This is a genomic window from Pseudoxanthomonas sp. LjRoot127 (genome assembly GCF_964253495.1).
Classification (GTDB): Bacteria; Pseudomonadota; Gammaproteobacteria; order Xanthomonadales; family Xanthomonadaceae; genus Pseudoxanthomonas_A.
In genome coordinates, this window is record NZ_CAXUQR020000001.1 from 845680 (window position 1) to 871170 (window position 25491).

25 protein-coding genes are annotated in these 25491 nt (G+C 68.2%); 10 read left to right on the plus strand and 15 right to left on the minus strand.

Going from position 1 to position 25491, the window contains the following annotated elements:
- Positions 1 to 77: 77 nt before the first annotated feature.
- The 3 genes from ACSQ19_RS04040 to ACSQ19_RS04050 all read left to right on the plus strand — a co-directional run bounded on the left by ACSQ19_RS04040 (position 78) and on the right by ACSQ19_RS04050 (position 2589).
- Complete coding sequence (locus ACSQ19_RS04040; RefSeq protein WP_436001091.1) at positions 78 to 1340, plus strand: sensor histidine kinase; 1263 nt, start codon at positions 78 to 80, stop codon at positions 1338 to 1340.
- Entirely contained in the window at positions 1337 to 2107 is a 771-nt protein-coding gene (locus ACSQ19_RS04045) for a LytR/AlgR family response regulator transcription factor (protein WP_296278522.1), read from the plus strand. The genes ACSQ19_RS04040 and ACSQ19_RS04045 overlap by 4 nt, the downstream gene beginning before the upstream one ends.
- A 113-nt stretch (positions 2108 to 2220) precedes the next feature.
- Entirely contained in the window at positions 2221 to 2589 is a 369-nt protein-coding gene (locus ACSQ19_RS04050; RefSeq protein ID WP_299346515.1) for a hypothetical protein, read from the plus strand.
- Between the two features lie 6 nt (positions 2590 to 2595).
- Here the strand turns inward: ACSQ19_RS04050 and ACSQ19_RS04055 are convergent, their stop codons facing one another.
- From ACSQ19_RS04055 to ACSQ19_RS04065, 3 genes are all read right to left on the minus strand, one after another.
- Positions 2596 to 2979: a DUF2809 domain-containing protein gene (locus ACSQ19_RS04055; protein ID WP_299346517.1), complete on the minus strand. Its 384-nt coding sequence runs from the start codon at positions 2977 to 2979 to the stop codon at positions 2596 to 2598.
- Entirely contained in the window at positions 2976 to 3293 is a 318-nt protein-coding gene (locus tag ACSQ19_RS04060; protein WP_296278525.1) for a hypothetical protein, read from the minus strand. Before ACSQ19_RS04060 ends, ACSQ19_RS04055 begins: the two co-directional genes overlap by 4 nt.
- Positions 3294 to 3401: 108 nt before the next feature.
- Complete coding sequence (locus ACSQ19_RS04065) at positions 3402 to 4385, minus strand: LysR family transcriptional regulator (protein WP_296278526.1); 984 nt, start codon at positions 4383 to 4385, stop codon at positions 3402 to 3404.
- Positions 4386 to 4557: 172 nt separating this feature from the next.
- On the opposite strand from ACSQ19_RS04065, the gene cysG reads away from it, so the two are divergent.
- Together cysG and cysK are read left to right on the plus strand one after the other, a co-directional pair.
- Positions 4558 to 6012 (plus strand): siroheme synthase CysG, encoded by a 1455-nt coding sequence (gene cysG / locus ACSQ19_RS04070; protein ID WP_436000194.1) that lies wholly within the window; start codon positions 4558 to 4560, stop codon positions 6010 to 6012.
- 18 nt (positions 6013 to 6030) lie between these two features.
- Entirely contained in the window at positions 6031 to 7005 is a 975-nt protein-coding gene (cysK, locus tag ACSQ19_RS04075; protein ID WP_296278528.1) for a cysteine synthase A, read from the plus strand.
- Between the two features lie 6 nt (positions 7006 to 7011).
- Here cysK and ACSQ19_RS04080 read toward each other — a convergent pair whose 3' ends face one another.
- From ACSQ19_RS04080 to gap, 12 genes are all read right to left on the minus strand, one after another.
- On the minus strand, positions 7012 to 7449 hold the full coding sequence (locus ACSQ19_RS04080) for a DUF6265 family protein (protein ID WP_436000197.1): 438 nt from the start codon (positions 7447 to 7449) through the stop codon (positions 7012 to 7014).
- A 254-nt stretch (positions 7450 to 7703) separates the two neighbouring features.
- Positions 7704 to 8090 carry an SMU1112c/YaeR family gloxylase I-like metalloprotein gene (gene gloA2, locus ACSQ19_RS04085; protein WP_436001093.1) on the minus strand — a complete coding sequence of 129 codons (387 nt, stop codon included), beginning with the start codon at positions 8088 to 8090 and terminating at the stop codon, positions 7704 to 7706.
- A 1-nt stretch (position 8091) separates the two neighbouring features.
- Positions 8092 to 9645: a DHA2 family efflux MFS transporter permease subunit gene (locus ACSQ19_RS04090; protein ID WP_436000199.1), complete on the minus strand. Its 1554-nt coding sequence runs from the start codon at positions 9643 to 9645 to the stop codon at positions 8092 to 8094.
- A gap of 140 nt (positions 9646 to 9785) precedes the next feature.
- The gene (locus tag ACSQ19_RS04095) at positions 9786 to 10877 is read right to left on the minus strand and encodes an HlyD family secretion protein (protein WP_436000201.1); all 1092 of its coding nucleotides are present in this window, start codon (positions 10875 to 10877) and stop codon (positions 9786 to 9788) included.
- Between the two features lie 8 nt (positions 10878 to 10885).
- Positions 10886 to 11359, minus strand: a complete 474-nt coding sequence (locus ACSQ19_RS04100; protein WP_296278533.1) for a MarR family winged helix-turn-helix transcriptional regulator — start codon at positions 11357 to 11359, stop codon at positions 10886 to 10888.
- Between the two features lie 202 nt (positions 11360 to 11561).
- Positions 11562 to 12566 (minus strand): class I fructose-bisphosphate aldolase, encoded by a 1005-nt coding sequence (locus ACSQ19_RS04105; protein WP_296278534.1) that lies wholly within the window; start codon positions 12564 to 12566, stop codon positions 11562 to 11564.
- Positions 12567 to 12703: 137 nt separating this feature from the next.
- Positions 12704 to 14173: a pyruvate kinase gene (gene pyk / locus ACSQ19_RS04110; RefSeq protein ID WP_296278535.1), complete on the minus strand. Its 1470-nt coding sequence runs from the start codon at positions 14171 to 14173 to the stop codon at positions 12704 to 12706.
- Between the two features lie 276 nt (positions 14174 to 14449).
- Positions 14450 to 15091 carry an HAD hydrolase-like protein gene (locus ACSQ19_RS04115; protein ID WP_299346537.1) on the minus strand — a complete coding sequence of 214 codons (642 nt, stop codon included), beginning with the start codon at positions 15089 to 15091 and terminating at the stop codon, positions 14450 to 14452.
- On the minus strand, positions 15088 to 16263 hold the full coding sequence (locus ACSQ19_RS04120) for a phosphoglycerate kinase (protein WP_296278537.1): 1176 nt from the start codon (positions 16261 to 16263) through the stop codon (positions 15088 to 15090). The genes ACSQ19_RS04115 and ACSQ19_RS04120 overlap by 4 nt, the downstream gene beginning before the upstream one ends.
- A gap of 69 nt (positions 16264 to 16332) precedes the next feature.
- Positions 16333 to 17685 carry a DUF3999 family protein gene (locus tag ACSQ19_RS04125; RefSeq protein WP_436000205.1) on the minus strand — a complete coding sequence of 451 codons (1353 nt, stop codon included), beginning with the start codon at positions 17683 to 17685 and terminating at the stop codon, positions 16333 to 16335.
- The gene (locus ACSQ19_RS04130; protein ID WP_436000207.1) at positions 17682 to 20432 is read right to left on the minus strand and encodes a DUF2339 domain-containing protein; all 2751 of its coding nucleotides are present in this window, start codon (positions 20430 to 20432) and stop codon (positions 17682 to 17684) included. The genes ACSQ19_RS04125 and ACSQ19_RS04130 overlap by 4 nt, the downstream gene beginning before the upstream one ends.
- A gap of 220 nt (positions 20433 to 20652) precedes the next feature.
- Positions 20653 to 21657 carry a type I glyceraldehyde-3-phosphate dehydrogenase gene (gene gap, locus ACSQ19_RS04135; RefSeq protein WP_299346545.1) on the minus strand — a complete coding sequence of 335 codons (1005 nt, stop codon included), beginning with the start codon at positions 21655 to 21657 and terminating at the stop codon, positions 20653 to 20655.
- A 165-nt stretch (positions 21658 to 21822) separates the two neighbouring features.
- On the opposite strand from gap, the gene ACSQ19_RS04140 reads away from it, so the two are divergent.
- The 5 genes from ACSQ19_RS04140 (at position 21823) to modC (ending at position 25491) form a co-directional block, all read left to right on the plus strand.
- Positions 21823 to 22443 (plus strand): OmpW/AlkL family protein, encoded by a 621-nt coding sequence (locus ACSQ19_RS04140; RefSeq protein ID WP_296278540.1) that lies wholly within the window; start codon positions 21823 to 21825, stop codon positions 22441 to 22443.
- A 59-nt stretch (positions 22444 to 22502) separates the two neighbouring features.
- Positions 22503 to 23318: a S1/P1 nuclease gene (locus ACSQ19_RS04145; protein WP_436000210.1), complete on the plus strand. Its 816-nt coding sequence runs from the start codon at positions 22503 to 22505 to the stop codon at positions 23316 to 23318.
- A gap of 61 nt (positions 23319 to 23379) precedes the next feature.
- Positions 23380 to 24165, plus strand: coding sequence for a molybdate ABC transporter substrate-binding protein (gene modA, locus ACSQ19_RS04150; protein WP_436000212.1), 786 nt, complete (start codon positions 23380 to 23382; stop codon positions 24163 to 24165).
- Between the two features lie 7 nt (positions 24166 to 24172).
- On the plus strand, positions 24173 to 24874 hold the full coding sequence (gene modB, locus ACSQ19_RS04155) for a molybdate ABC transporter permease subunit (RefSeq protein WP_436000214.1): 702 nt from the start codon (positions 24173 to 24175) through the stop codon (positions 24872 to 24874).
- Positions 24874 to 25491 carry a molybdenum ABC transporter ATP-binding protein gene (modC, locus tag ACSQ19_RS04160; RefSeq protein ID WP_436000216.1) on the plus strand — a complete coding sequence of 206 codons (618 nt, stop codon included), beginning with the start codon at positions 24874 to 24876 and terminating at the stop codon, positions 25489 to 25491. Before modB ends, modC begins: the two co-directional genes overlap by 1 nt.

Here is a 25491-nt window from a genome sequence, read left to right on the forward strand (position 1 = left end):
GGTCTGTCGCGGCCCCCCTTCCCTCTGCGGATGACCCCGTTATCCTCCACGGCACTCCCAACGCCGTGGTGTCCGACGTGTTCCCCAGCCTGCTCCTGATCGTCCGCATCCTCATCGCCTGGTTCGGCGCCGTGCTCATGGCGGGCTTCATCTGGAACGGCATCTTCGAGCGGACGGTGCTGTCGGGAGCGGCGGAGTGGCTCTTCAATCTCGCCTCGACGCTGGTGATGCTGTCGGTGCTGATCGGCCTGATCAGCCACTTGCGCCGCATCTGGCTGATCACCGGGCGACTGGACAGCACCACCCTGGCGAGCCGACAGCGTCGACAGATCGAAGTGCCGCTGGACACCGCCGCCACCTTCGCCCTGATCGAAGGCGCACTGCGCGAACTGCCCCGCGCCGAAGACGCCGAAAGCGCGCCCGACAGCCTGCAGGTGCGGGTCAAGGTGCGCCGCGCGGACAGTTTCGACGGCCCGAGCCAGCCCTCGCGCTTCAACATCATGGCGCGCTTCGCGGTGAAGCGCGACCTGGTGCAGGCCACGGTCACGCCCGGCAACGGCACCAGCAGCATCACCCTGATGGTGGGTCCGGATGCGAGCGCATGGCTCGACCTGTTCGTACTCGACGACGGCGTCAACGTCGAGAACGTCGAGGCCGTCACGCGCGCGATCACCCGCCGCGTCGCCGACCAGCGCCGGCAGGAGCAGGCCGATGTCGTGAAGACCGTCAGCGAGAAGGAACTGACCGTGGCGCGCCTGAACCTGCTCAATGCGCAGGTCGAACCGCACTTCCTCTACAACACGCTGGCCAGCGCGCAGGTGCTGACCCGCACCGATCCGCCACGCGCCGACATCATGCTTGGCCACCTGATCCAGTACCTGCGCAGTTCGCTGCCGCGCACCGACGATGCACTGTCGACGCTGGGCGAGGAACTGGAGCGGACGCTGGCCTACCTCGAGATCCTGAAGATCCGCATGGGCAGCCGCCTGTCGATGCAGGTCGAGGTACCCGACGCACTGAAGTCCGTGCCCATGCCATCGATGATGCTGCAGACGCTGGTCGAGAACGCAATCAAGCATGGCCTGGAGCCCAAGACCGGCGGCGGCACCATCTGGATCCTCGCGCGCCGGCATGACGACCATGCCACGCTCACCGTCGCCGACGATGGCCAGGGCTTCGGCGGCCAGAGCGCCGGCACCGGCATTGGCCTGAAGAACCTGCGCGAACGCCTGCGCCTGACCTTCGGCAACGATGCCTCGTTCGCCATCGTGTCCAACTTCCCCAGTGGCGTCGCCGCCACGCTGACGCTGCCGCTGGACGGCAAGGCAGGTGCCGCATGAATTTCCGGGGCGTGATCGCCGAAGACGAGGAGCTGCTGCGCACCGCGCTGTCCTCGCTGTTGAAGGAGGCCTGGCCGCAGCTGGAGATCGTGGCCGAATGCGAAGACGGCGCCAGCGCGCTGGAATCGATCGCCGAGCTGCAGCCGGACGTGGCCTTCCTCGATATCCGCATGCCCGGCCTGACCGGCATCGAAGTCGCACGCGGCCTGGCCGATGCGAGCCCGCGCACGCAGGTCGTGTTCGTCACGGCGTACGATCAGTACGCGATCGACGCGTTCGAACAGGGCGCCATCGACTACCTGCTGAAGCCGATCACGCGCGAGCGCTTGCTGGCCACCGTGCAGCGCATCCAGGCGCGTGCAGCGGCGGGGCATCCGGATGGCGCCACGCTGGACGCGCTTCTGCGCCACCTGTCGGCACGCCAGGTCGTTTCATCCAAGCCGCCGCTGGTGTGGATCACCGCCAGCGCAGGCAAGGACACCAGGCTGATCATGGTCGACGACGTGGCCTACTTCCAGGCAGACAACAAATACACCACGGTGATGACGGCCGACGGCGAATCGCTGCTGCGCACGCCGCTGCGCGAACTGCTCGATTCGCTGGATACCACCACGTTCAAGCAGATCCACCGCTCCACCATCGTCAACATGAAGGCGGTCGCGTCGGTCAGTCGCGACGAAACCGGCCGCGGCCGATTGAAACTGAAGACGCGTCCGGAAGTGCTGACGGTCAGCCAGCCCTTCATGACCCTGTTCCGCAACATGTAGCACCGCTTTAAACCCGCCCGCCCTCCGCGGCATCCAACGTGGCAACGCCGGCACGACGCAGCATGCGTCGTGGAGGGCATGCCTTTGCCCATCGAAACATCCGAGGAAACGCCATGCGCATCATCACGTCCCTGGTGTCCTGCCTGCTGGCTTTGGCAGGATGCGATGAAAAGCCCAGCGTCACCACCATCCACCACAGCAGCGCGAACGGTGTCGATACGCTTTTCAGCAAGACCACGCTGAAGGAAGGCGTAGCGACGTTCGAATGCTTCGCCAGCGAAAGCGGCCAGTGCCACTACCTCGTCTACACGGAGACGTGCCCGACGCCCGCGCCGGGCGAGGACCCCGGGGCCTGCGAACGCAGCACGCTGGAGGACTTCGCGCTGGCGCCCGGCAAGGCGCATGAGATTCGCGGCCTGCCCCAGGATTTCAGGCAATGCGTCTCGAAGAACGCCGATGCCGATCCGGCGTGCGGAGGCTGACGCCGCTCAGCGTACGGGGTTGACCATGGAACGACGTTCCAACACGCAGGCAAGCCCGAAGCCGATGACGTAGGCGACCACGTCCAGCCAGTCCGGCGTGCTGCCGAGCACGATGCGCAGCACCGGCGACGTCACCTGCCAGCCCGCTTGCTGGCTGACATACTGCCCCGCTTCGACGGCCAGCCCGACGGAGAGCGCAATCAGCGGACGCACCGGTGGACGCAGCCATACGACGCAGGCGAGCACGCAATGCACCCAGACGACGGCGAGCACGTCGCCAGCGAAGCTGCGCAACCATCCCAGTCCCGCGCCGGCGGTCGCCAGCAACACGAGCAGCACGAACAGGCCCACCGCCCACGATGCCGCCGTGCGGTCGAACCGCCACCTCATGCGCTGCCGCAATGCGCACCCTCGAGGCTCTTGCTGCCGCAGGCCAGGCATTTGCGGTACTTCTGCCGATGCCGGTTGTAGCGCACCCGCGACATCATGCCGCCGCACGCGCAGCGCAGCTCATGGCCCAGCGTCCACCGGTAAAGGCGCCAGCTGGAGTGGAGCGCCCAGGCCGTCCCCAGCAGGATCGCCAGCAGGAACGAAAGCGAGGCCAGCCGCTGCGGCGTGATGTCGCCGAGTGCGCGCCCGCTGCGCGTCACCACTTCGGCCGTGGCGAAGCCGCCCACCGCCAGCACCACGGCGGGGGCGTACATGCGAGCAACCATCCGGGAAATTCGGTTCATCGGACGCAGGAGAGGGGCGACGACGCGCAGACTCGCCCGCGCCGGCATGCCGCGTCAATCACGCGGCCTGGACCGGCCTCAGCTGGTGATCGTCTGCGTCAGCGACTGCCAGGTCGGCGGTTCCGGCCAGTCCGGATCCTGGTTGCCGTCGATCACCCGGCGCAAGTCGCGGCGATCGATCTGCGGCGCCAGCGCCCGCACCAGGTCCAGCGCGTAATCGCGCAGCACGCGCTCGCGCGGCAGCACGGCCCACGCGATGCACTCCTTCACTTCCACCGGTGCGGGCCAGGCGCGCAGGTCGGTGTCGGCCGCGTTCACCGCCATCTCCGCCAGCAGGCCGACGCCGAGCCCGGCCCGCACGTAGGTCTTGATGAGGTCGGCGTCCAGCGCGGTCAGGGCGATGTCGGGTTCCAGTCCCACCTTGGCGAATGCGCGCTGCAACGACGATCCGGGCCGCGTCGACGACTCGTAGCTGATCAGCGGCTGGTCGGCCAGGTCGGCCATGCCGGGCACGCGACCGAGTTGCTCCAGCGCATGCCCGCGCGGCACCAGCACCAGGCGACGCCAGCGGTAAAGCGGCACGGCGATGCCCGCCTGCGGCGCGTCGCCCGCCGTACTGACCACGGCCATGTCGGCGTCGCCCTGCGTCAGCAGGTCCAGCGCCTGGCTTTCCGGCGCCTGCTGCAGGTGCACGCTGACCTGCGGGAAATCCCGCTTGATCTGCGCGATGGCCGGCGGCAACACGAAACGCGCCTGTGTATGCGTGGTCACCAGCACCAGCTGCCCTTGGCTTTCACGGCGCTGGTTGGCGGCGTAGGTCCGGATGTTGTTGGCCTCGGCCAGCACCAGGCGCGCGCGGTCGATCACTTCCTGGCCGGCCGGGGTCACGCTTTCCAGGCTGCGCCCCTTGCGGACGAACAGCAGGAAGCCCAGCTCGTCCTCCAGTTGTTTCAACTGCTTGGACAGGCCGGGCTGGGTGGCATGCACGCGCGCCGCCGCCAGCGTGATGTTGAGGTCGGCATCGGCGATCGCCACCAGGTAGCGGAGTTGGGTCAGCGTCATCGGCGTGGGGCGTGGGGGCCCACCGGAAGGGGCCTTGGACTGTAGAGGATTTGCCGGGACCGTAGCCGCCACTGCTTATAACTGCAAGGCATATGGTGTTGGTGGGATGTCATTTCCGACCGCCATGAGCGGGCAGTACGGTCAGCAGCCCAGCCGACTTCCGCCAACGCCCGTGAGCGCTCCACTGTTTCCGCTGTTTGCCGACCTGCAGGGCCGCCATGTGCTGGTCGTGGGGGGCGGTACGGTGGCGGAGCGGAAGACCGAGGCCCTGCTGCACGCTGGTGCCCGTCCCCGCGTCGGTGCGCCCGACCTGACCCCGCGCCTGCACGCTTGGCACGAGGCAGGCCGTATCGAATGGGTGGAAGGCCGTTTCGACGCGCAGTGGCTGGCGGGCGCCTGGCTGGTGGTCGCCGCCACCGACGACGGTGCGGTCAACCGTGCGGTCGCCACCACCGCCGAAGCCCGCCACGTATTTGCCAATGTCGTGGACGACGGCGAACTGTCCACGTTCCACGTGCCCGCCATCGTTGAACGCGGTCCCTTGCAGCTTGCGATTTCCAGTGGCGGTGGTGCGCCGATGCTGGCGCGGCACCTGCGCCGCCAGCTGGAAACACTGCTCGATGGCTCGTGGGCGTCATTGGCCGAGCTGTTCACGCGCCAGCGCCAGCGCATCCGCCAGCGTTTCCCGCAGCCGGCCGAACGGCGCCGCTTCTTCGAAAGACTGCTGGCGGGGCCGTTGCCGCGCCTGTTCCGCCAACACCTGCACGCGCAGGCCGAACACCATTTCCAGGCGATGCTCGACGAGCATGCTCCGTCCGCGCCCGGCGGCTCGGTCGCCGTGGTGGGTGCCGGCCCCGGCGATGCAGGCCTGCTGACGCTCAATGCGCTGCGCGCGATGAACGAAGCGGACGTGATCCTGCACGACCGCCTGGTCAGCGAAGACGTGCTGCGCCTCGGCCGCCGCGACGCGACCTATATCGAAGTCGGCAAGTCGGCCACCGGCCACAGCACCCGGCAGGACGATATCCACGCCCTGATGCTGGAGCACGCGCGGGCGGGAAGGCGCGTCGTGCGGCTGAAGGGCGGCGACCCGTTTGTCTTCGGCCGCGGCGGCGAAGAGCTGGAATACCTGCGCGCGCACGGCATTCCCTACGAAGTGGTGCCCGGCATCACCGCCGCGGTGGCGTGCGCGGCCTACGCCGGCATTCCGTTGACCCATCGGGACCATGCGCAGTCGGTCAAGCTGGTGACGGCGCACTGCAAGGCATCGTTCGACACGCTCGACTGGCCGGCGCTCGCGCTGGAGCGGCAGACGCTGGCCGTCTACATGGGCGTGGCCGGGCTGGAAGGACTGCGCGACCGGCTCGTCGCCCACGGGCGTGCGGCTTCCACACCGTTCGCGCTGGTCGAGAACGGCTCCCGCCGCGACCAGCGCGTGGTGGCCGGCACGCTGGCCGATCTGCCCGAGATCGCGCGTTCCCACCACGTACGGTCACCCGCCCTGCTGATTTTGGGCGAAGTCGCGGCGCTCGCCGGCACCCTGCACTGGTTCGGCGCGCCGCCCTTGGGCGCCCCGGACTCCACACATTCCCGCAACCTTCCGGCGCCCACACTGCAGGCCGCCTGAGCCCCCTTCGGAGACCCCATGGCCGTTTACGACAGCATCCTGGACACCATCGGCCGCACCCCGGTCGTCAGACTGCACCGCATCGCGCCGGAGCACGTCACCCTCTACGCGAAAGTGGAGTCGTTCAACCCCGGCGGCTCGGTGAAGGACCGGCTCGCGCTGGCGATCATCCTCGACGCCGAAGCCAAGGGCCTGCTGAAGCCGGGCGACACCATCGTCGAAGCGACGTCGGGCAACACCGGCGTCGCGCTGGCGATGGTGGCCGCCGCGCGCGGGTACAAGTTCGTCGCGGTCATGGTGGAAACCTTCTCGATCGAACGCCGCAAGCTCATGCGTGCCTACGGCGCGAAGGTGATCCTGACACCGGCCGCGGAGCGCGGCAGCGGCATGGTGCGGCGCGCCGAGGAACTGGCGAAGCAGCATGGCTGGTTCCTCGCCCGCCAGTTCGCCAATCCCGCCAATCCCGCGTACCACCGGCAGACGACGGCGGCCGAGATCCTGCGCGACTTCGCCGGCCAGCGGCTGGACCATTTCGTCACCGGCTGGGGCACGGGTGGCACGCTGACCGGTGTGGGCGAAGTGCTGAAGGTCGCGCGCCCCGACGTGCGCATCACCGCATCGGAACCCGCGGGCGCGTCGCTGCTCCAGGGCAAGGAGTGGCAGCCGCACAAGATCCAGGGCTGGACGCCGGACTTCGTGCCGGACGTCCTGAACCGTGAGGTCGCCGACGAGATCCTGCCGGTCACGGACGTGGAATCCATCGCCACCGCGCGCCGCCTGGCGGCGGAGGAAGGCATCTTCGTGGGCATTTCCGGCGGCGCCACCGTTGCGGCCGCGCTCCAGGTCGCGCAGAAGGCCAAGCCCGGCGACGTGCTGCTGGCGATGCTGCCGGATACCGGCGAGCGTTATTTCTCGACGCCCCTGTTCGAAGGCGTCAACGAAGGCTCCGACGACGACTGGCTGGCCTCGCTGGGCGACGCAGCGCTGCCGTAATTGATGTCAGGACGACGGCGGCGCAACGCAATCGCGCCGCCACGTCCATTCCATCGCCTTGCCGTCGTCACGCCCATCGTCGACACGCGCGTGCAGCGTATCGGCGTCGGGGCGCGAGTAGATGACGCGCTTCGGGAAGTCATGCGCGGGATTGGCGAACACCACGCGATCCGGCGCCACGCTATGCACGGGAAATTCGGTCACCGCGCCGCCGCTCGGCTGCGCGAGGAATACCCAGCGTCCGTCCCGTTGCGCGATCCGCATGAACTCGAAGCCGATCGCTTTGCCGTCACGCGTATCACGGTGCATGCCGACCATCAGGCCACCGCGCGGCGCCATCCAGGTTTCTTCGCTGAAGGTCTTGCCGCTCGCGCCGCACCAGTGGCCGGCGAGCCAGTCGAGATCACCGGCGGATGCGGGGACTGCCAGCAGTGCCGTGGACATGGACAGGAAAAACGTCGCCCGGCGTTTCATGTGTATCCCCATTGCAGCCGATCAAGTGTCGCGCGACCTTAACAGGTGCGTGGGCGGACACGCGATCCGAAAGTCGGTGTGGGAGCGACGTAAGTCGCGATCGTGAACTCCACATTACGGGAATCCTGCTGAAACCCCATACCTGCCGGTGTAAGAGCCAGACAGGAATCACGGCCGCTGATGGCGTGCGATCGCGACTTACGTCGCTCCCACAGCGAGCACCCTTATTGCTCGTAGAGTTCCAACGGCAGGTCATCCGGATCCGCGAAAAAGGTGAAGCGGCGGTCGGTGTACTCGTCCACACGCACCGGTTCACTGGCCACGCCGTGCGCGTGCAGGTGGGCGATGGCGGCATCCAGGTCGGCGACACGCAGCGCGAGGTGACGCAGACCGCAGGCTTCCGGACGCGAGACGCGCGGCGGCGGCGACGGGAACGAGAACAGCTCGACCTGCGTGCCGTCAGGCAGGGCAAGGTCGAGCTTCCAGGAATCGCGTTCCGCCCGGTAGTGCTCGGCGACGACGCGCAGACCGAGCACCTCTGTATAGAAGCGCTTCGACCGCGCGTAATCCGACGCGATGATCGCCACGTGGTGCAGGCCGTCGATGCGCATGTCAGTGCGCTGCCGCGGCATCAGCGCCGGCATTGCCGCCCGACCGCGCCTTGCCGCCCCGCATCAGCAGCACCAGCGGCATCGAGACCAGCGTCAGCAGCATCATCAGCTTGAAGTCGTTGAGGTAGCCGATGGCCGCGGCCTGGCGGTTGACCTCGGCGTTGAGCAAGGCCAGGCCCGTGGCCGTGGACGGATTCATCGCCGCCGGCAGCAGCGTGGTCTCCGCACCGAACGCCGGGATGCGCGCACCGATCTCGGCATGGTTCACCTGCATGGCGCGCGACAGCATCGTCATCACGACCGAGATTCCCACCGACGAGCCGATGTTGCGCACCAGGCTGAAAAGGCCAGCGGCCTCGGTGCGCTGGTGCGGTTCCAGCGTGGCGTAGGCGACGGTGGAGATGGGCACGAACACCAGGCCCAGGCCCATGCCCTGGATGACACCGAGCCAGACGATGGAATGCATCGACGCATTCGGCCCGAACTGGGTCATGCCGTGCAGCGAGAACACCATCAATCCCATGCCGACCAGGATCGGCCAGCGCGCGTCGATGCGGCCCAACAGGCGTCCGACGACCATCATGCTGAACATCGTGCCGACGCCACGCGGCGCCAGCACCAGGCCGATCGTCAGCACCGGATAGTTCATCAGCGTGCTGAGGTACGGCGGCAGCAGCGCCAGCGTGGCGAACAGCACGATGCCCACGACGAAGATCAGCGCGCAGCCGACGGCGAAGTTGGCGTTCTTCAACAGGCCCAGGTCGAGCAGTGCATGGTCGCGCTTGCGCCACCACCACAGGCCGTACATGTAAAGCGCGAGGAAGGCGAGCGCGGCCTCGATCTGGATCTCGACGCTGCCGAACCAGTCCTCGCTCTGCCCACGGTCCAGGAACAGCTGCAGTGCGCCGATGCCCAGCGCCAGCAGCGCGAGCCCGATGCCGTCCAGCGGCCGCTCGTGCGGCACGTCCTTCTTGACGCTGGCCATGATGCCGACCAACGCGAGGATGCCGATCGGCAGGTTGATCAGGAACACCCAGTGCCAGCTGTAGTTCTGGGTCAGGAAACCGCCGAGCGGCGGGCCGAGGATCGGACCCACCATGATGCCCATGCCCCACATCGCCATCGCCGCGCCGTGCTTCTCCTTCGGGAAGGCATCGAGCAACAACGATTGCGAGATCGGCACGAGCGAAGCGCCGAACACGCCCTGCAACACGCGGAACAGCACCATTTCGCCGATGCCGCTGGCGATGCCGCACAGCAGCGAAGCGACGGTGAAACCACTGACCGCGATGATCAGCAGGCGGCGACGGCCGAGGCGCCCGGCCAGCCAGCCCGTCACCGGCGTCAGGATCGCGGCGGCGACGATGTAGCTCGTCAGCACCCACGACACCTGGTCCTGGGTAGCCGACAGCGAGCCCTGCATGTCCGGCAGCGCGACGTTGGCGATGGTGGTGTCGAGCGCCTGCATCAGCGTGGCCAGCATCACCGAACCGACCAGCAGCGTGCGCTTGCCGGTGTCGTCCTGCGCGGGGGCGGTAGCGGTGGAAGTGCTCATGGGAAATTCCGGAGGGGATCGACGCATCCGCGACGCGACGATCCAGAGGTCACCCGGGGCGCGGCGTCAGCGGGGCCGGGCCCCACCACAGTGCCCTCGCCCGCATCCGCGCACGCCCGGGATGACATGGAAATCGAACCTCAGCGCGCGGCAGTGGCGCGGCTGGAGGCGGTACCGCCGTCGCGCAGCTCGACATGCACGTCGGCACTCATGCCGGCGCGCAGCTGCGGCGCATCGGTGGCGGCGCCATCGATCTCGAGGCGCACGGGAATGCGCTGCACGATCTTCACCCAGTTGCCGGTGGCGTTCTGCGGCGGCAGCACGCTGAACTCGGCGCCCGATGCCGGCGCAATGGAAGCGACGTGCGCCTTCCACTTCACGCCCGGATAGCTGTCCACTTCGATCGTCGCGTGCTGGCCGACCTTCATCTTTTCCAGCTCGGTTTCCTTGAAGTTGGCTTCCACCCAGATCGGCGAGGTCGCCACCAGCGGCATCGCCGTCTGGCCGACGTTGATGTACTCGCCCACCTGCAGGTCGTGCAGGCCGACGATGCCGTCGACCGGCGCGCGTACTTCGGCGTGGTCCAGGTCGAGGCGGGCCTTCGCCAGCATCGCCATCGCGGCGCGGTACTCGGGCAGGTCCTGCGTGGGCGTGCCCGGACTGCCGCTCAGCGAAGCGGTCGCTTCGGACTGGCTGGCGATGGCGTCGGCCAGGTCGGTGCGCGCTTCGGCGACCGCGTGGCGCGCGTCGTCCAGCATCTTGCGCGAGACCAGCTGCTGGCTGGCGAGCTGCTGCATGCGCTGCAGGTCGCGCTGCGCCCAGGTCAACGTTTCGCGCGCGGCCTGGATCGACGTACCGGTGCCGACCACCTTGGCGCGGCTCGCGCTGGCGGAGTTCGCCATGCGCGCGACCAGCGCTTCGTTCTGTGCGACCGCGATCGTCAGCGGATCGGCATCGATGCGGAACAGCAGATCACCCTTCCTGACCGGCTGGTTCTGCTGCACGGCCACTTCGACCACGCGGCCGCCGACCTGCGGCGCGATCAGGATGCGTTCGGCCTTGATGTAGGCGTTGTCCGTGCTGACTTCGCGCTGCGAGGCGACGTATTCCCAGCCGAAGAAGCCGGCGACGGCGAGCGGGCCGGCGATCCACAGCCATACGGGCACGCGGCGGCGCTTGGGAGCGGGGGCTTTGGCCGCGTTCTCGGCGGCCTCGTTGATCTTGCTGGTCATGGTGGGGGTCAGCTCTTGCGGAGGGAGGACTCGGCGCGACTGGCGCGATCGAGCAGGGAGAGGTTTTCGCGGACCTGGCCGAGCACCTTCATCGCCGTCGCCAGTTCATCCGGGTCGATGCCCGCCAGGCAGTCCTCGCGGACGGAGGTGGCGACGGCCTCGATGTCGTGCATCACCGCATCGGACTGCGGTAGCAGGTGCAGGCGCCATACCCGTCGGTCATCCGGATCGCTGCGGCGCTCGACGAAGCCGGCCTTCTGCAGGCGGTCGATGACGCGGCCGACGGCGATGGGCTCCATGTCGAGCAGGTCCGCGAGTTCGGACTGGGTGATGCCTTCGCTCTGGTGGATGCGCTTGAGCGCGCGCCATTGCACGCGGGTGAGGCCGAGATGCGCCGCCCGGCGGTCGAAGACCCGGCCGAACAACCGGCTCAGGTCCGCAATGAGGTAACCGATGGTGCTCTGGCCGGCGGGTGTCTTCATGGGTGCCTATGATATAGATGCTTAGGCAATTATATTCAAGGCGAAGAATTTGTGTTCAGCCCCGCTTTCGTTACGGGCAGACGGCCACCTCGGCTGGATCGAGGCGGTGCCGGGTCCCGCACGGCAGGCCGGGATTCCGAAGCCGGAAACGACGACGCCGGCACAAGGCCGGCGTCGGAATCACTTCAACGGGCGGAGGCGATCAGCCTTCCCACTTGCCCAGTGCGGCGAGGCCGTTTTCCTTCGCACGCTCGTACACCACGGCCTGGGCCTTGGCGAAATTGCCCACCAGGTCCTGCGACCACAGCTTCAGCGCAGCCTGCTGCATGGCGCGGCCATAGGAGAAGCTCAGCGGCCATGGCAGGCTGCCCAGCTGGTTCATGGCATTCAGGTGCGCGGTGGACTGTTCGTCGGTCTGGCCGCCGGACAGGAACACCACGCCCGGCAGGATCGCCGGCACCGTGCTCTTCAGGCACATGACGGTGGACTCGGCCACTTCGTCGACATCGGCCTGCTCTTCGCAGTCCTTGCCGGCGATGACCATCGAGGCCTTGAGGATGGTGCCTTCCAGCAGCACGTTCTGCTCGTACAGCGCGCCGAACAGCGAACGCAGCACGGCTTCGGTCACCTCGTAGCAGACCTCGATGTTGTGGTCGCCGTCCATCAGCACTTCCGGCTCCACCATCGGGACCAGGCCGCATTCCTGGCACAGCGCGGCATACCGGGCCAGCGCGTGGGCGTTGGCTTCGATGCAGGTGCCGGACGGGATGTCCTCCCCGATGGTGATCACCGCGCGCCACTTGGCGAAGCGGGCGCCGAGCTTGTAGTACTCCTTAAGGCGGTCGCGCAGGCCGTCCAGGCCTTCGGTGACCACTTCACCCGGGCAGCCGGCCAGCGCATGCGTGCCCTTGTCGACCTTGATACCGGGGATGATGCCGTGGTCGCTCATGTACTTGGCGAACGGCACGCCGTCCTTGGTGGACTGGCGCAGGGTCTCGTCGAACAGGATCGCGCCGGAAATGTAGTCCGACAGCTTCGGCGTGGTGAGCAGCAGCTCGCGGTAGGCGCGACGGTTCTCTTCCGTGTTCTCGATGCCCACGCCCTGGAACCGCTTGGCGATGGTGGTGGTGGACTCGTCGATCGCGATGATGCCCTTGCCTGCGGCCACCATGGCCTGGGCGGTTTCGGCAAGCTGTTCGATGCTCATGGGGTTCCTGGGGAAGCGGCGGGAAAGATACCAATTGTAGCCCGCACCGCGCCGGCAGCGGGCGACATCGGGCCATAGGCGCGCCAAGGCACGCATCCGGGGACGATCGCGGGGCACGAGGCCCCGGGCGAAACCGGTTACAGCTCGCCCACGCCCTCGGCCTTGCCGCGCTCGCCCATCTGCAGCAGGCGCAGCGTATTGGTGGCGCCGTGCTTCTCCATGTGGTCGCCGCTGGTGAAGATGACGCGATCACCCTCTGCCAGCAGTTCACGGTCGTGAAGCACGCGCATCGCATCGCGCGCGGCCTCGCGCGGCGCCAGGCCGCGGCTGTCGAAGGCGATCGGGAACACGTCGCGGATCATCGCCATCTTGCGGCGGGCGCCGTCGTGGCGCGAGAACGCGTAGATGGGCGCATTGGAACGGAAGCGCGACAGGAAGCGCGCGGTGCCGCCGGATTCGGTCATCGCCACGATCGCGCGCACGCCGATGTGCTCGGAGAGGAACATCGTCGCCATCGCGATCGCCTGGTCGGCGCGCTCAAGGTTGCGCGGTGCCTTCTCGAAATCGGTGTCCATCTCGAACTGTTTCTCGGCGCCGAGGCAGATGCGCGCCATCGCTTCCACCGCGCGGACCGGATAGCTGCCGGCCGCGGTCTCGGCAGACAGCATCACGGCGTCGGTACCGTCGATGACGGCATTCGCCACGTCAAGCACTTCGGCGCGCGTGGGAATCGGACTGTCGACCATCGACTGCAGCATCTGGGTGGCGGTGATCACCACCTTGTTGCGTGCCAGCGACTCCCTGATGATCTTCTTCTGCAGGCCGGGCAGCTCGGCATCGCCGATCTCCACGCCCAGGTCGCCGCGCGCCACCATCACCACGTCGCTGGCATCGACGATCTCGGCTAGGTTCTCGATGGCCTCGGTGCGCTCGATCTTGGAGACCAGCGCGGCGTCGCAGCCGTGTTCGCGCGCGATGCGACGGGCCTCGTTCATGTCGTCTGCATTGCGGCAGAACGACACGGCGATGAAGTCCACGCCGATGTTTTCCGCCACGTAGGCGATCAGCTCGCGGTCGCGCTCGGTCAGCGCGCCCAGCGACAGGCCGCCGCCCTGCTTGTTCAGTCCCTTGCGGTCGGACAGCACGCCGTCGTTGAGCACGGTGCAGACGATGCGCTCGCCTTCGACCGACACCACCTTCAGCTGCATCAGGCCGTCGTCGAGCAGCAGCACGTCGCCCGCTTCCACATCGCCCGGCAGGCCCAGGTAGCTGACACCCACCTGCGAGGTATCGCCGGGAGGCGCGCTGACGCTGGCCACCAGGTCGAAGCGGTCGCCGGTCTTCAGCACCACCTTGCCTTCGGCGAAGCGCTCGACGCGGATCTTCGGTCCCGGCAGGTCGGCCAGGATGCCGACTTCCGCACCGACACGCTGCGCGGCCAGACGCACCGCCGCCGCGCGCTTGGCCTGTCCGGACGGATCGCCGTGCGAGAAGTTCAGTCGCACCACGTTGACGCCGGCGCGGAACAGGTCCTCCAGCACGCCGGGCGGGTCGGTCGCCGGTCCGAGGGTGGCGAGGATCTTGGTGCGGCGCTGGCGTTCGGTCATGGTGCGGATTCCCTGTGATCGCGCAAACGCTACCACAGCGAAACGGCACCGTATCGGCCGCTGTGCGTGGACGCGCGATGCTGTCCCGGGACAGGTTGCAGCACATGCTTCGCGAAGCCGGAAACGCGCTGTTTTCAAGCGGTTTCGCGTAGGCGGCCGACATCGCACGACTGGTATTTTTTTGGTCTCTGCACGTGCACCGGATGCTGCGCACGCACACCCGAGTGCGCAAAAAGAGCGAAGATGAAACGCGCGTTTGATCGCATGCGTTTCCGCTCAGGCGAGCACTGCCCGCAATTGTCCGGGCGTCGCGGCGAGACGCGTCGCGCCTGCCCCGCGCAACTCCTCTTCGCCACCGAATCCCCACAGCACGCCGACGTTGCGCATCCGGTGGTGGTTCGCGCCGTCGATGTCCATGTGGCGGTCACCGATCATCCAGCATGCATCGGGCGCCACGGCGAGCCGCCGCAGGGCTTCGCCGATCAGATCCTTCTTGTGGCTGAGTCGCCCGTCCGCGGTCGCGCCGATGATGTCCTCGAAACGATGACCGAACGGAAGATGCGCCAGGATCTTGCGCGCGTGCGGCTCGTTCTTCGCCGTGACCACGGCGAGACGGTGACCGTCCGCATCCAGCGCCTCGATCGTCTCGCCGATGCCGGGGTACACCTGGTGCTCCCGCCAGCCGTGGGACTCGAAGCGCTCCCGGTAGTGGTCGACGGCGGCCTCCACCTTCGCCGGATCGCCCAGCAGCGGCAGGAAGCTCGTGCGCAACGAGGGCCCGATCCACTGGCGCAGCTCGGCGTCCGAAGGGATCGGGTGATCGAGCTGCGTCAGCGCATGCGCGATGCAGCGGGTGATGCCGACGGCGGAGTCGATCAGCGTGCCGTCGAGATCGAAGAACAGGGTGGCGCGGCTCACTGGCCGCGCGCCTCCAGGGCCGCGACGGCCGGCAGGGTTTTGCCTTCCAGGAATTCCAGGAACGCGCCGCCGCCGGTGGAAATGTAGCTGACGTCATCGGCGATGCCGTACTTGTCCACCGCCGCGAGCGTATCCCCGCCGCCGGCGATCGAGAACGCCTTCGACTGCGCGATCGCGCGCGCCAGCGTTTCGGTGCCCTTGCCGAACGCGTCGAACTCGAACACGCCCACCGGGCCGTTCCACACCACCGTCCCGGCCGACGCGATCAGCTCGGCGTAGCGACGCGCGGTCTGCGGGCCGATGTCGAGGATCAGTTCGTCTTCCGCCACGGCATCGACGGCCTTCACCGTCGCCGGCGCATCGGCCGCGAACGCCGTGGCGACCACCACGTCGGTCGGCAGCGGGATCTCGGCACCGCGCGCCTTCGCGTCGGCATCGATCTTCTTCGCGGTATCGATCAGGTCCGCTTCGTACAGCGACTTGCCGACGGCATGGCCTTCCGCCGCGATGAACGTGTTGGCGATGCCGCCGCCGACGATCAGCTGGTCGACCTTGCCGACCAGGCTGGTGAGCAGCTCCAGCTTGGTGGACACCTTGCTGCCGGCCACGATGGCCAGCAGCGGGCGCGCCGGCTTCGCCAGCGCCTTGTCCAGGGCATCCAGTTCCGCCATCAGCAGCGGACCGCCGGCGGCGACCGGCGCGAAGCGGATCACGCCATGCGTCGACGCCTGCGCGCGGTGAGCGGTACCGAACGCGTCCATCACGAAGACGTCGCAGAGCGCGGCGTACTTCTTCGAGAGCGCTTCGTCGTCCTTGCCCTCACCGACATTCATGCGGCAGTTCTCGAGCAGGACGATCCGGCCGGGCGATACGTCCACGCCATCCACCCAGTCCTTCACCAGCGGCACGTCGATGCCCAGCAGTTCGGACAGGCGCGCGGCGACGGGCGCCAGCGAATCGGCCTCGCTCCAGACGCCTTCCTTCGGTCGGCCCAGGTGCGAGGTGACCATGACCGCCGCGCCCTTCTGCAGCGCCAGCTTCAACGTAGGCAGCGACGCGGTGATGCGCTGCTCGGACGTGATGCGTCCACCGTCGATGGGCACGTTCAGATCCTGGCGGATCAACACGCGCTTGCCGGCGAGGTCGAGGTCGGTCATGCGGACGATGGGCATGGGAAGTCCTGGCAACGGGAGAGACACGTATTGTCCGGCCTGCCCTTTCCTGCCGCAAACCCGCGCGACTCAGGCCGGGGGACGCGCGCGCAGCAAGCTGAAGGCAAAGGCGGCGACCAATGCGGCGCCGAGCACCAGCAGGCCCCACAGCAGCCAGGTCTTCCAGTCGCGCGGCGTCGGCGGCGGCACCAGGGCGGCGTCGCCTGCGAGCGCCGATGACGGCGACAGATAGGCGGGTGCGGGCTGCCAATCCTCGCCACGGTCACGGCGCAGCGCGTCCACCAGTTCCGGCATCGGCACGGTCGCGCGGCGGGCGCTCGCGCTGCCCGCCACCAGGGCGTAAGGCGGCGTCCCCTGCGCCAGGAAGACCACCACCTCCGGCCGATAGCCCAGCCGCAACGTCGGCGCCTGGTCCGGCAATGCGCCCCGGTTGCGCAGTCGCCAATAGCGGTCGCGCGCCGGACCGCTGGACAACGGCTGCGGCGGTGACGCGCTGGGTCGATCGCCCGCCACGCGGTAGGCCACCCAGGGACCCGCGCGCAGGCGCCACGGCGCATCCAGCGCATCCCGGCTTTCCAGCGTCCACTCCCCGACCGCGTAGTCGTCCATCGCCAGATCGGCCAACGCGACGGGATAGCGACCGTCGGTTTCGTAAGTGAACGCGTCGACGCCCTGTTCCGATACACGACGCCCGGTCCGTTCCGACCATTCCACGACCTGCCGCTGGTGGGCAGCGTCCAGTCGCACGCGCACTTCCCGGATCGGCAACGCCGGCGAGGCATCGAGCGGCACGAAACGGACATAGCGCAGTCCGCTGCGGATCGGCGCCTCGTCGCGCAGCAGGCGCTGCGGGCCGCGCTGCAGTTCCACCAGCGTCACCCGGTCCTGCACCACGTCCCAGGTCTGCAGGTCCTGGCTGCCTTCCACGCGATAGCGGGACTCGCGCGGCGTACCGGCGTCCCAACTGAATTCCAGCGCTTCTGCGTTGTCGCGGATGCCGCTGAGGTCGACCAGGAAGGCGCGCGCCGGTCGGCTGGTGCCGGGGCTGCCGCTCTCGGCCTCGATGCGGACGATGCGCCCGTTCTCGCCGAACTGCGCCGAAACGCGCGACGACGCCTCCGTCCCCTGTTCCGTTTCGGGCAGCGGGAACCACGGCACCACGATGCGTCGCGCAGGCAACGCCGTCGGTTGCTCCGGCCCGAACAGGGCCGCGGCCACTGGCTTGCCGCGCGCATCCAGTACGTCGATGTCGCGCAGGTCGGGCCATGCCGTGGTGGCATAGACCCCGCGATCCAGCACCACCCGATACGCGCCGGCCTGCTCGGCCGACAGCACCAGCGGCCATCGCTTCGCATACGGCGCAGGCGCTTGCGCAGCGGCGATCGCCGGCAGCAGGCAGAGCGCGAGCAGGAACTTCTTCATGCGGAGGCTTCCTCGTTGTCGATGCGGCGCGGCGGGGCCGGCGCCAGATATCCCACGACCGTGCACAGCAAGCCATAGCCGATGAAGGATCCGATGCCGAGCAGGTTGCCCAGGTGCTGCCGGTCGATCGTCATCAGTTTGACCAGCACCACGCCCATCAGCACGGCACCGCCCAGCCACAGCATGCGCTGGCCGCGCCGCGAGCCGATCACCCAGCCCAGCACGCCCAGCACGCTCCACGTGATGGTCAGGCTGGTCTGCGCCAGGCTCCCGGACACCAGGCCCTCGCTCCACGGCACGCCGCCCCAGTGGTGCACGGCATGCAGCACGACGGACGTGATCCAGACAAAGGCCAGCGACGACAGCAGCACGATGCGTGACGGGGGCAGGACGCGCGTGGCCGGCATCCACCAGCGCAACAGCAGGACCAGCGCGGCGAGCTGCGCCAGTTCCATAGGATTCAGCACCGGCATCCACGGCAGCGGCCGCGCGCCACCCGGCAGGAACAGCGACACCAGCCACCACAGGCCCAGCGCGGCAAACAGCACGCCCAAGAGCGGCGTGCGCCAGCCATCGAAGCGCTCGCCCAGCGGCGCCGCCAGCCAGCCCCAGCGGAACAACGCCAGCGCCACGACGACCAGCCACGGCAGCGCCACGAGGCCGGCCTGCCAGCCGCCGCCCATGCCCTGCAGATGTCCCGGCAACCATGCCAGCAGCAGGCTGCCTACCAGCGGCCACACCAGCCACCACACGAACTGCGCCGCACCGGCCAACCGGTGCGCGCTGTCGCGCAGGCACATCAGGCTGCGAACACCCATCACCGCATACGCCAGCCAGGCCCACACGCCGTATCCGGCGAACGGCTGCTGGTGCACGTCGGACTGCCACAGCGCGAACAGGCCGGCCGACGCCAATCCGGCCAGGGTGGTCCACGCCAGCGCAGCAGCAGGACGCCGGCGATGCACTTCGGCCGCCAGCCAACCGGTCAACGCGATGAAGGCCAGCATGGCATCCGGCTCGCTGCGCGCGTCGATGTGGGCGTCGATCTCCGTCATGCCATTGCCCAGCCACCAGGCAAGCGCCCATACGTAATAGACCACGCCCACCGCGGCGCTACGTCCGCGATACGCCCACGCACTGGCGAATCCGCCGACGGCGATCAACAGCGCGCTCATGAACGCGGCATTGGCGAACATCGGTGCCGTCGCGTGCGGATCGCGCCACGCGGTCACGTCGGACTGCGCGATCAGGAACGCCACCGCCGCCGCCATCTGCAGCCCGGCGCCAGTCAGCTGTGGCAGCAGCCGCGACTGACGGAGGCCCAGCCACGCCAACGCCGCGCCCTCCAGTGCGAACACGCACGCCGTCGCCTCTGCCGACAACGCCAGCGGCACGGCCAACGTGGCGAAGCCGACCGCAAGCAGCGCGTAAGACTGCGCCAGCACGTCGTAACCGTCGCGATGCCGCAGCCGCCACGACAGCCCGGCGTATAGCATGCCCAGCCCCAGCGCGCAGAACGCCAGCGGCAGGCGGCTGTCGTCGAACGTGCCGCCCTGCATCAGGCCGGCCTGCAGCGAGAAAGCCACCAGCGGCATGCCGAACACCAGGCAGCCATCGATGAAGTCCCGACGGCCGGCCGGCTGGCGGCGCGCGAACAACAGCGGGATGAGCAGGTAGAACACGAAGAACAGCGCCAGGAACGGTTGCGCGGTGCCGTATTTCTCCGGCGCGTAATCGAACACGCCCCAGGCCGTCCCGATACCGAAGGTGAAGACGAATCCCAGCAGGTTGAGCAGCCGCCAGGACTTGTACCAGGCGATGCCGACGATGGCCGCGTTGAGCACGGCGTAGTACGAGAACAGGGCGACATGGTTGCCGCTGCCGGTGGACAACCAGATCGGCGCGAGGAAGCCGGCCAGCAGCGCGAACACGGCCAACGACCTGGCATCCTGCAGCACCGCCAGCATGCCGGCGCCGGCCACCAGCACGATGCTGAGCGCGAAGGCGGCACCCGCCGGCATCACGCCGAAGATCTTGAACGCAGCGAACACCACCAGCAGCAGCACGCCGATGGCGCCGCCTTGCAGGCTCAGCGCGAACGTGCGGTTGCTTTCGCGCTTGCGCCAGGCGAACACGAGCGCCCCCATTGCCGCAGCGGCAATGCCGGCGAGGCGCAATTCGGGCGGCAGCGAGAACCAACCCTGGTCGGCGCCGTATTTCAACAACGCGGCCACGCCGGCGAACAGCACCAGCACACCGATCTTCACCGGCACGTTGCCCACCGTGAACCAGCGTTGCACCGCGCGCAGCGCCACGCTGACCACGTCCGGGGTGGCCGGTCGCGAGGGCGCGTCGGCACGCGGCGGACGCGGCGGCATCGGCGATGCAGCGGACGGGGATGCCGGCGCGGTGGCCGGGGGGATCGGTGGCGGTCCGGCGGGGCGGCTCGGAGGGGGTGAGGCGGGTTCGGGCGCCGGCCGCGGCGGTGCGACCGGCGCGGCGTCGCGCATCAGGTCCGACAGGGTGGGACCGTCATCCACGGAAGTTGACGCAGGCGCGGCGACCGTGCGCGCAGGCGCAGGCGAGGCATCGGCAGCGCGTGCGGCACGCAGCTGCGTGACCTGTGCCTCCAGCGCCGCGACGCGGCGCTTCAGGCCGCCGACCGACACCAACGCGACGATGAGCAGGACCGGCATGGCCAACACGGCCAGCCCCGCCAGGACCAACAACCCGACCACGTCATCCATTCCCCGACCTCGCCTGTGCGTGTTTCCGGTGCAAGGACGCGGAATGCCGCGTCCTCCGGCCGTCCGTGCAGCCGCGTCCGCAGCCTCGGGCATGGCCCGGGGATTTGCAAGATTCCGATCCGCGGGTGGCCGCGTACGGCGCACCGGGTATTGCTTGGCGATACCTGGAAACGACACGGGCGCCCCGAGGCGCCCGTGCTTCAAGTCCCGGTGACGGGGCTTACTTGCCGGCGACCACGCGGACCATTTCCAGGCACTTGTTGGAGTAGCCCCACTCGTTGTCGTACCAGCTGACGATCTTGACGAAGGTCGGGTCCAGCGCAATGCCGGCCTCGGCGTCGAAGATCGACGTGCGGGTGTCGCCGCGGAAATCGGTGGCGACCACCTTGTCCTCGGTGTAGCCCAGGATGCCCTTCAGCGCTCCCTGGCTCTGCGCCTTCATCTCGGCCTTGATCTCTTCGTACGTGGCCGGGTTCTCGAGTTCGGCGGTCAGGTCGACCACCGACACGTCGCTGGTCGGCACGCGGAACGACATGCCGGTGAGCTTCTTGTTGAGCGACGGGATCACCACGCCGACGGCCTTCGCCGCGCCGGTGCTGGACGGAATGATGTTCTCGAGGATGCCGCGGCCACCGCGCCAGTCCTTGTTGCTCGGGCCGTCGACGGTCTTCTGCGTCGCGGTCGCCGCGTGCACGGTGGTCATCAGGCCGCGCTTGATGCCCCACTTGTCGTGCAGCACCTTGGCGATCGGCGCCAGGCAGTTGGTCGTGCACGACGCGTTGGAGATGATCGCTTCGCCGTTGTAGGTCTTGTCGTTGACGCCATAGACGAACATCGGCGTGTCGTCCTTCGACGGGGCCGACAGGATGACCTTCTTCGCGCCGGCATCGAGGTGCTTCTGCGCAGTGGCCTTGTCGAGGAACAGGCCGGTGGACTCGATGACGACCTCTGCACCGACGTCGTCCCACTTCAGGTTGGCCGGATCGCGCTCCTGTGTCAGGCGGATCTTCTTGCCGTTGACGAACAGCGCGCCGTCCTCGACCTTCACGTCGCCGTCGAACCGACCGTGCACGGAGTCGTACTGCAGCATGTACGCCAGGTAGTCCGGCTCCAGCAGATCGTTGATGGCGACGATCTCGATGTCGCTGCCGAAGTTCTGCACGGCGGAACGCAGCACGTTGCGCCCGATGCGGCCGAAGCCGTTGATACCCACCTTGATCGACATTGCTCAGGACTCCTGCGGCCACGCGCGCGGCGCGGCGGGGTTGACGGGGGCCGTCATTCTAACAGGCCGCCCTCTCGGCACGTCCGTACGGGTATTGATCAGGATCAAGGCGGCAGGGAAACGGCGGGCAGAGACTGGCGCCACATTCCAACGAGCGTCTCCCTCATGAAAAAGACCCTGATCCCGATTGCCATCGCCCTCGCCTTCGGCGCCGCCGTGCCCGCCTTCGCCCAGTCCAAGGGCGACTGGACCCTGGGCGTCGGCGCACACCAGGTGAACCCGAAGTCCGACAACGGCACCCTGGCCGGGGGGACGCTGCCGCTCGACATCGACAGCGACGTCAAGCCGACCATCACCTTCGAGTACTTCCTGCGCGACAACCTGGGCCTGGAAGTGCTGGCCGCGCTGCCGTTCAAGCACGACATCGCCATCGACGGCGTCGGCACCGTGGGCAGCACCAAGCACCTGCCGCCGACTTTCTCGCTGCAGTACCACTTCAACAGCAAGGGCAAGGTCTCGCCCTTCCTCGGCGCCGGCCTGAACTACACCACGTTCTTCAGCGAAGACACCCAGGGCGCGCTGGAAGGCACCGATCTGAAGCTGGACGATTCCTGGGGCCTGGCCGCGCATGCGGGCATCGACATCAAGGTGAGCGAGCGCGGCGCCGTGCGCGTGGATGCGCGCTGGATCGACATCGATACCGAGGTCAAGGTGGATGGCGCCAAGCTGGGTACCGCGAACATCGACCCGCTGGTGTACGGCGTGGCTTATGTCCTGACGTTCTGAGCACTGCATAACGTCGCCAACGCGCAATGGGGACGGCCCGTGTCGGTTAAAGTACCGGCATGGTCCGTCCCTTCCTCTTCGTGCTCGCCCTCGCCAGTGCCTGTGCACTTGCGCTGCTACCGGTCCCCGCGCAGGCATGGGGCCTGCTGGGGCATCGCCTGGTCGCATTGCTCGCCTGGGACGACCTGACCCCCGTGACACGCCTGCAGATCGACGCCCTGCTGACGGGCGAAGCCGATCCCACACTGGCCGGTATCGCAGGCTGGGCAGACGACCTGCGCAAGAACGATCCCGTGCTCGGCCGCCAGACCGCGAACTGGCACTTCGTCAACATCGGCGAACACGACTGCGTCTATCTGCAGAGACGTGACTGTCCGGATGGCAACTGCGTGATCGAAGCGATCCGCAAACAGACCGCGATTCTGGCCGACACGCGGCGGACACGCGCCGAACGATTGCAGGCGTTGAAGTTCGTCGTGCATTTCGTCGGCGACGCCCACCAGCCCCTGCATGCCGGATATGCGCGCGACAAGGGTGGCAACGACGCGCAGATCAACTGGAACGGGCGGGGCACGAACATGCACACGCTGTGGGACAGCCGCATGCTGGTATCCACCGGGCGCAGCGAGCAGGCCTATCTGCAGCACCTGCGTACCCTGCCGCGCCCCGCGCTCGCCGCCATGACCCTGCCCCCGCCTGCCGCCACCTGGGCAGAGCAGTCATGCCGGGTGGTCACCCAGCCGGGCTTCTATCCGCGTCGCGCGAAGCTGGAACAGGCGTATGTCGATACGCATCTGCCGATCGCCGAACGCCAGTTGCGCGCTGGCGGCGTGGCGCTGGCGGCGGTGCTGAACAAGGCGCTGGGTGGCCGCTGACGCCGGCAGCCCCCTCCCCGCCCTCGATACGCTCGTGGCATCCCCCAGAGGAGTCGTCCGCATGAAGCTTCCTTCGTTGCTCCGCCACTTCTCGGCCCTCTTGCTGATCGTCGCTTTGCTGGTGCCGCCGGTCGCGCGCGCGCAGGACGACGCAGGCCTCACTGTCTTCGCCGCGGCCAGTCTGAAGGAGTCGCTGGATGCGGCAGCGTCGGCCTACCAGAAGCAGACCGGCGTTCCAGTGCGCGTGTCGTATGCCGCGAGCTCGGCGCTGGCGCGCCAGATCGAACAGGGTGCGCCGGCGGACGTGTTCTTCTCAGCCGATCTGGAGTGGATGGACTATCTGCAACAACGCGGCAAGCTCGACGCGACCACGCGGCGCAATCTGCTGAGCAACCAGTTGGTGCTGGTCGCACCGAAGGCGAGCAAGGTGCGCGTCGAGTTGAAGCGGCCCGCGACCTTTCTCGCCGCGCTCGGCGATGGTCGCCTGGCGGTAGGCCAGACCCAGACCGTGCCCGCGGGCAAGTACGCCAAGGCCTCGCTGGAATCGCTGTCGCTGTGGAACGGTGTCAAGGCACGGCTCGCCGAATCCGAGAGCGTGCGCGCGGCGCTGATGCTGGTGGCGCGCGGCGAAGCACCGTTGGGTATCGTGTACGCCTCCGATGCGAAAGCGGAACCGGCCGTGCGCGTGGTGGCGACGTTCCCCGAAGAAAGCCATCCGCCGATCATCTATCCGGTCGCCGCCCTGCGAAGCCCGCGATCGGCGCAGGCGACGCAGTTCGTGCAATGGCTGGCCTCCCCGGCCGCCGATGCAATCTTCACGCGGCGCGGATTCGCGGTGAAGGACTGACGCCTTCATGCTCGATGCGTTCACCGCGGAAGAACTCACCGCGATCCGGCTCAGCCTGAAGGTGGCGCTGGTGGCCGCGATCGCCAGCCTGCCGTTCGGCGTGCTGGTCGGCTGGGTGCTGGCGCGCACGCGCTTCCCGGGCAAGGCGCTGCTGGATGCCGTGGTGCACCTGCCGCTGGTATTGCCGCCGGTGGTGATGGGTTACGGATTGCTGGTAACGTTGGGCACGCAGGGCGCCATCGGCGCTTTCCTGAAGGAGCACCTGGGCCTCGTGTTCGCGTTCCGCTGGACCGGCGCGGCGCTGGCGTGCGCGGTGATGGGCTTCCCGCTGATGGTGCGCGCGATCCGCTTGTCGCTCGAAGCCACCGACCGTCGTCTGGAACAGGCCGCGTCCACCCTGGGCGCCGGCCCGTGGCGCGTCTTCTTCACCGTCACCTTGCCGCTGGCCTGGCCCGGCCTGGTGGCTGGCAGCGTGCTGGCATTCGCGAAAGCGCTCGGCGAATTCGGCGCTACCATCACCTTCGTCTCCAACATCCCCGGCGAGACGCAGACGCTGTCCTCCGCGATCTATGGCCTGATGCAGGTGCCCGGTGGCGAAGCCGGCATCTGGCGCCTCGCCGCGGTCGCCGTGGCTATCTCGCTGGCCGCGCTGCTGTTCTCGGAGTGGCTGGTGCGCCGGCACCACACGCGCCAGGGCGAGGACAGCTGATGCTGCACCTGGACATCGAAATGCGGCGCGGACACTTTCATCGCCACGTGCGCATCCAGGACGACGCGCGCGTGATCGCCCTGGTGGGGCCGTCCGGCGCGGGCAAGACTTCCGTCCTCAATGCCATCGCCGGACTGGTGACGCCCGTGGCCGGGCGCATCGACGTGGACGGCCATTGCCTGTTCGACAGTGCGCAGCGCATCGACGTGCCGGTGCACCAGCGCCGCATCGGTTATGTCTTCCAGGATGCGCGGTTGTTCCCGCACCTGGACGTGCGCCGCAACCTGCTCTACGGGCGCCACGGCGGGCGGGGCGCGCCCCGCTTCGGATTCGATGCCGTGGTGGAGTTGCTCGGCATCGCGCCGCTGCTCGGTCGCCGCACGCGCAATCTGTCCGGGGGCGAAGCGCAGCGCGTCGCGATCGGTCGCGCGTTGCTGTCGCAGCCCTCGTTGCTGCTGTTCGACGAGCCGCTGTCGTCGCTTGACCAGGCCCGGCGCGAGGAACTCATCCCCTACCTGCAGCGTGTGCGCGACGAGATCCGCCTGCCCATCGTCTACGTCAGCCATCATCCGGACGAAGTACGCCGCGTGGCCGACTCCACACACGTTCTCGACTGA

Bases quoted from the DNA above. Each gene is read 5' to 3' on its own strand.
- ACSQ19_RS04045 (WP_296278522.1), top strand. From the start codon at position 1,337: ATGAATTTCCGGGGCGTGATCGCCGAAGACGAGGAGCTGCTGCGCACC.
- ACSQ19_RS04050 (WP_299346515.1), top strand. From the start codon at position 2,221: ATGCGCATCATCACGTCCCTGGTGTCCTGCCTGCTGGCTTTGGCAGGA.
- ACSQ19_RS04055 (WP_299346517.1), bottom strand. From the start codon at position 2,979: ATGAGGTGGCGGTTCGACCGCACGGCGGCATCGTGGGCGGTGGGCCTG.
- ACSQ19_RS04060 (WP_296278525.1), bottom strand. From the start codon at position 3,293: ATGTACGCCCCCGCCGTGGTGCTGGCGGTGGGCGGCTTCGCCACGGCC.
- ACSQ19_RS04065 (WP_296278526.1), bottom strand. From the start codon at position 4,385: ATGACGCTGACCCAACTCCGCTACCTGGTGGCGATCGCCGATGCCGAC.
- cysK (WP_296278528.1), top strand. From the start codon at position 6,031: ATGGCCGTTTACGACAGCATCCTGGACACCATCGGCCGCACCCCGGTC.
- ACSQ19_RS04080 (WP_436000197.1), bottom strand. From the start codon at position 7,449: ATGTCCACGGCACTGCTGGCAGTCCCCGCATCCGCCGGTGATCTCGAC.
- gloA2 (WP_436001093.1), bottom strand. From the start codon at position 8,090: ATGCGCATCGACGGCCTGCACCACGTGGCGATCATCGCGTCGGATTAC.
- ACSQ19_RS04090 (WP_436000199.1), bottom strand. From the start codon at position 9,645: ATGAGCACTTCCACCGCTACCGCCCCCGCGCAGGACGACACCGGCAAG.
- ACSQ19_RS04095 (WP_436000201.1), bottom strand. From the start codon at position 10,877: ATGACCAGCAAGATCAACGAGGCCGCCGAGAACGCGGCCAAAGCCCCC.
- ACSQ19_RS04100 (WP_296278533.1), bottom strand. From the start codon at position 11,359: ATGAAGACACCCGCCGGCCAGAGCACCATCGGTTACCTCATTGCGGAC.
- ACSQ19_RS04105 (WP_296278534.1), bottom strand. From the start codon at position 12,566: ATGAGCATCGAACAGCTTGCCGAAACCGCCCAGGCCATGGTGGCCGCA.
- pyk (WP_296278535.1), bottom strand. From the start codon at position 14,173: ATGACCGAACGCCAGCGCCGCACCAAGATCCTCGCCACCCTCGGACCG.
- ACSQ19_RS04120 (WP_296278537.1), bottom strand. From the start codon at position 16,263: ATGCCCATCGTCCGCATGACCGACCTCGACCTCGCCGGCAAGCGCGTG.
- ACSQ19_RS04125 (WP_436000205.1), bottom strand. From the start codon at position 17,685: ATGAAGAAGTTCCTGCTCGCGCTCTGCCTGCTGCCGGCGATCGCCGCT.
- ACSQ19_RS04130 (WP_436000207.1), bottom strand. From the start codon at position 20,432: ATGGATGACGTGGTCGGGTTGTTGGTCCTGGCGGGGCTGGCCGTGTTG.
- gap (WP_299346545.1), bottom strand. From the start codon at position 21,657: ATGTCGATCAAGGTGGGTATCAACGGCTTCGGCCGCATCGGGCGCAAC.
- ACSQ19_RS04140 (WP_296278540.1), top strand. From the start codon at position 21,823: ATGAAAAAGACCCTGATCCCGATTGCCATCGCCCTCGCCTTCGGCGCC.
- ACSQ19_RS04145 (WP_436000210.1), top strand. From the start codon at position 22,503: ATGGTCCGTCCCTTCCTCTTCGTGCTCGCCCTCGCCAGTGCCTGTGCA.
- modA (WP_436000212.1), top strand. From the start codon at position 23,380: ATGAAGCTTCCTTCGTTGCTCCGCCACTTCTCGGCCCTCTTGCTGATC.
- modB (WP_436000214.1), top strand. From the start codon at position 24,173: ATGCTCGATGCGTTCACCGCGGAAGAACTCACCGCGATCCGGCTCAGC.
- modC (WP_436000216.1), top strand. From the start codon at position 24,874: ATGCTGCACCTGGACATCGAAATGCGGCGCGGACACTTTCATCGCCAC.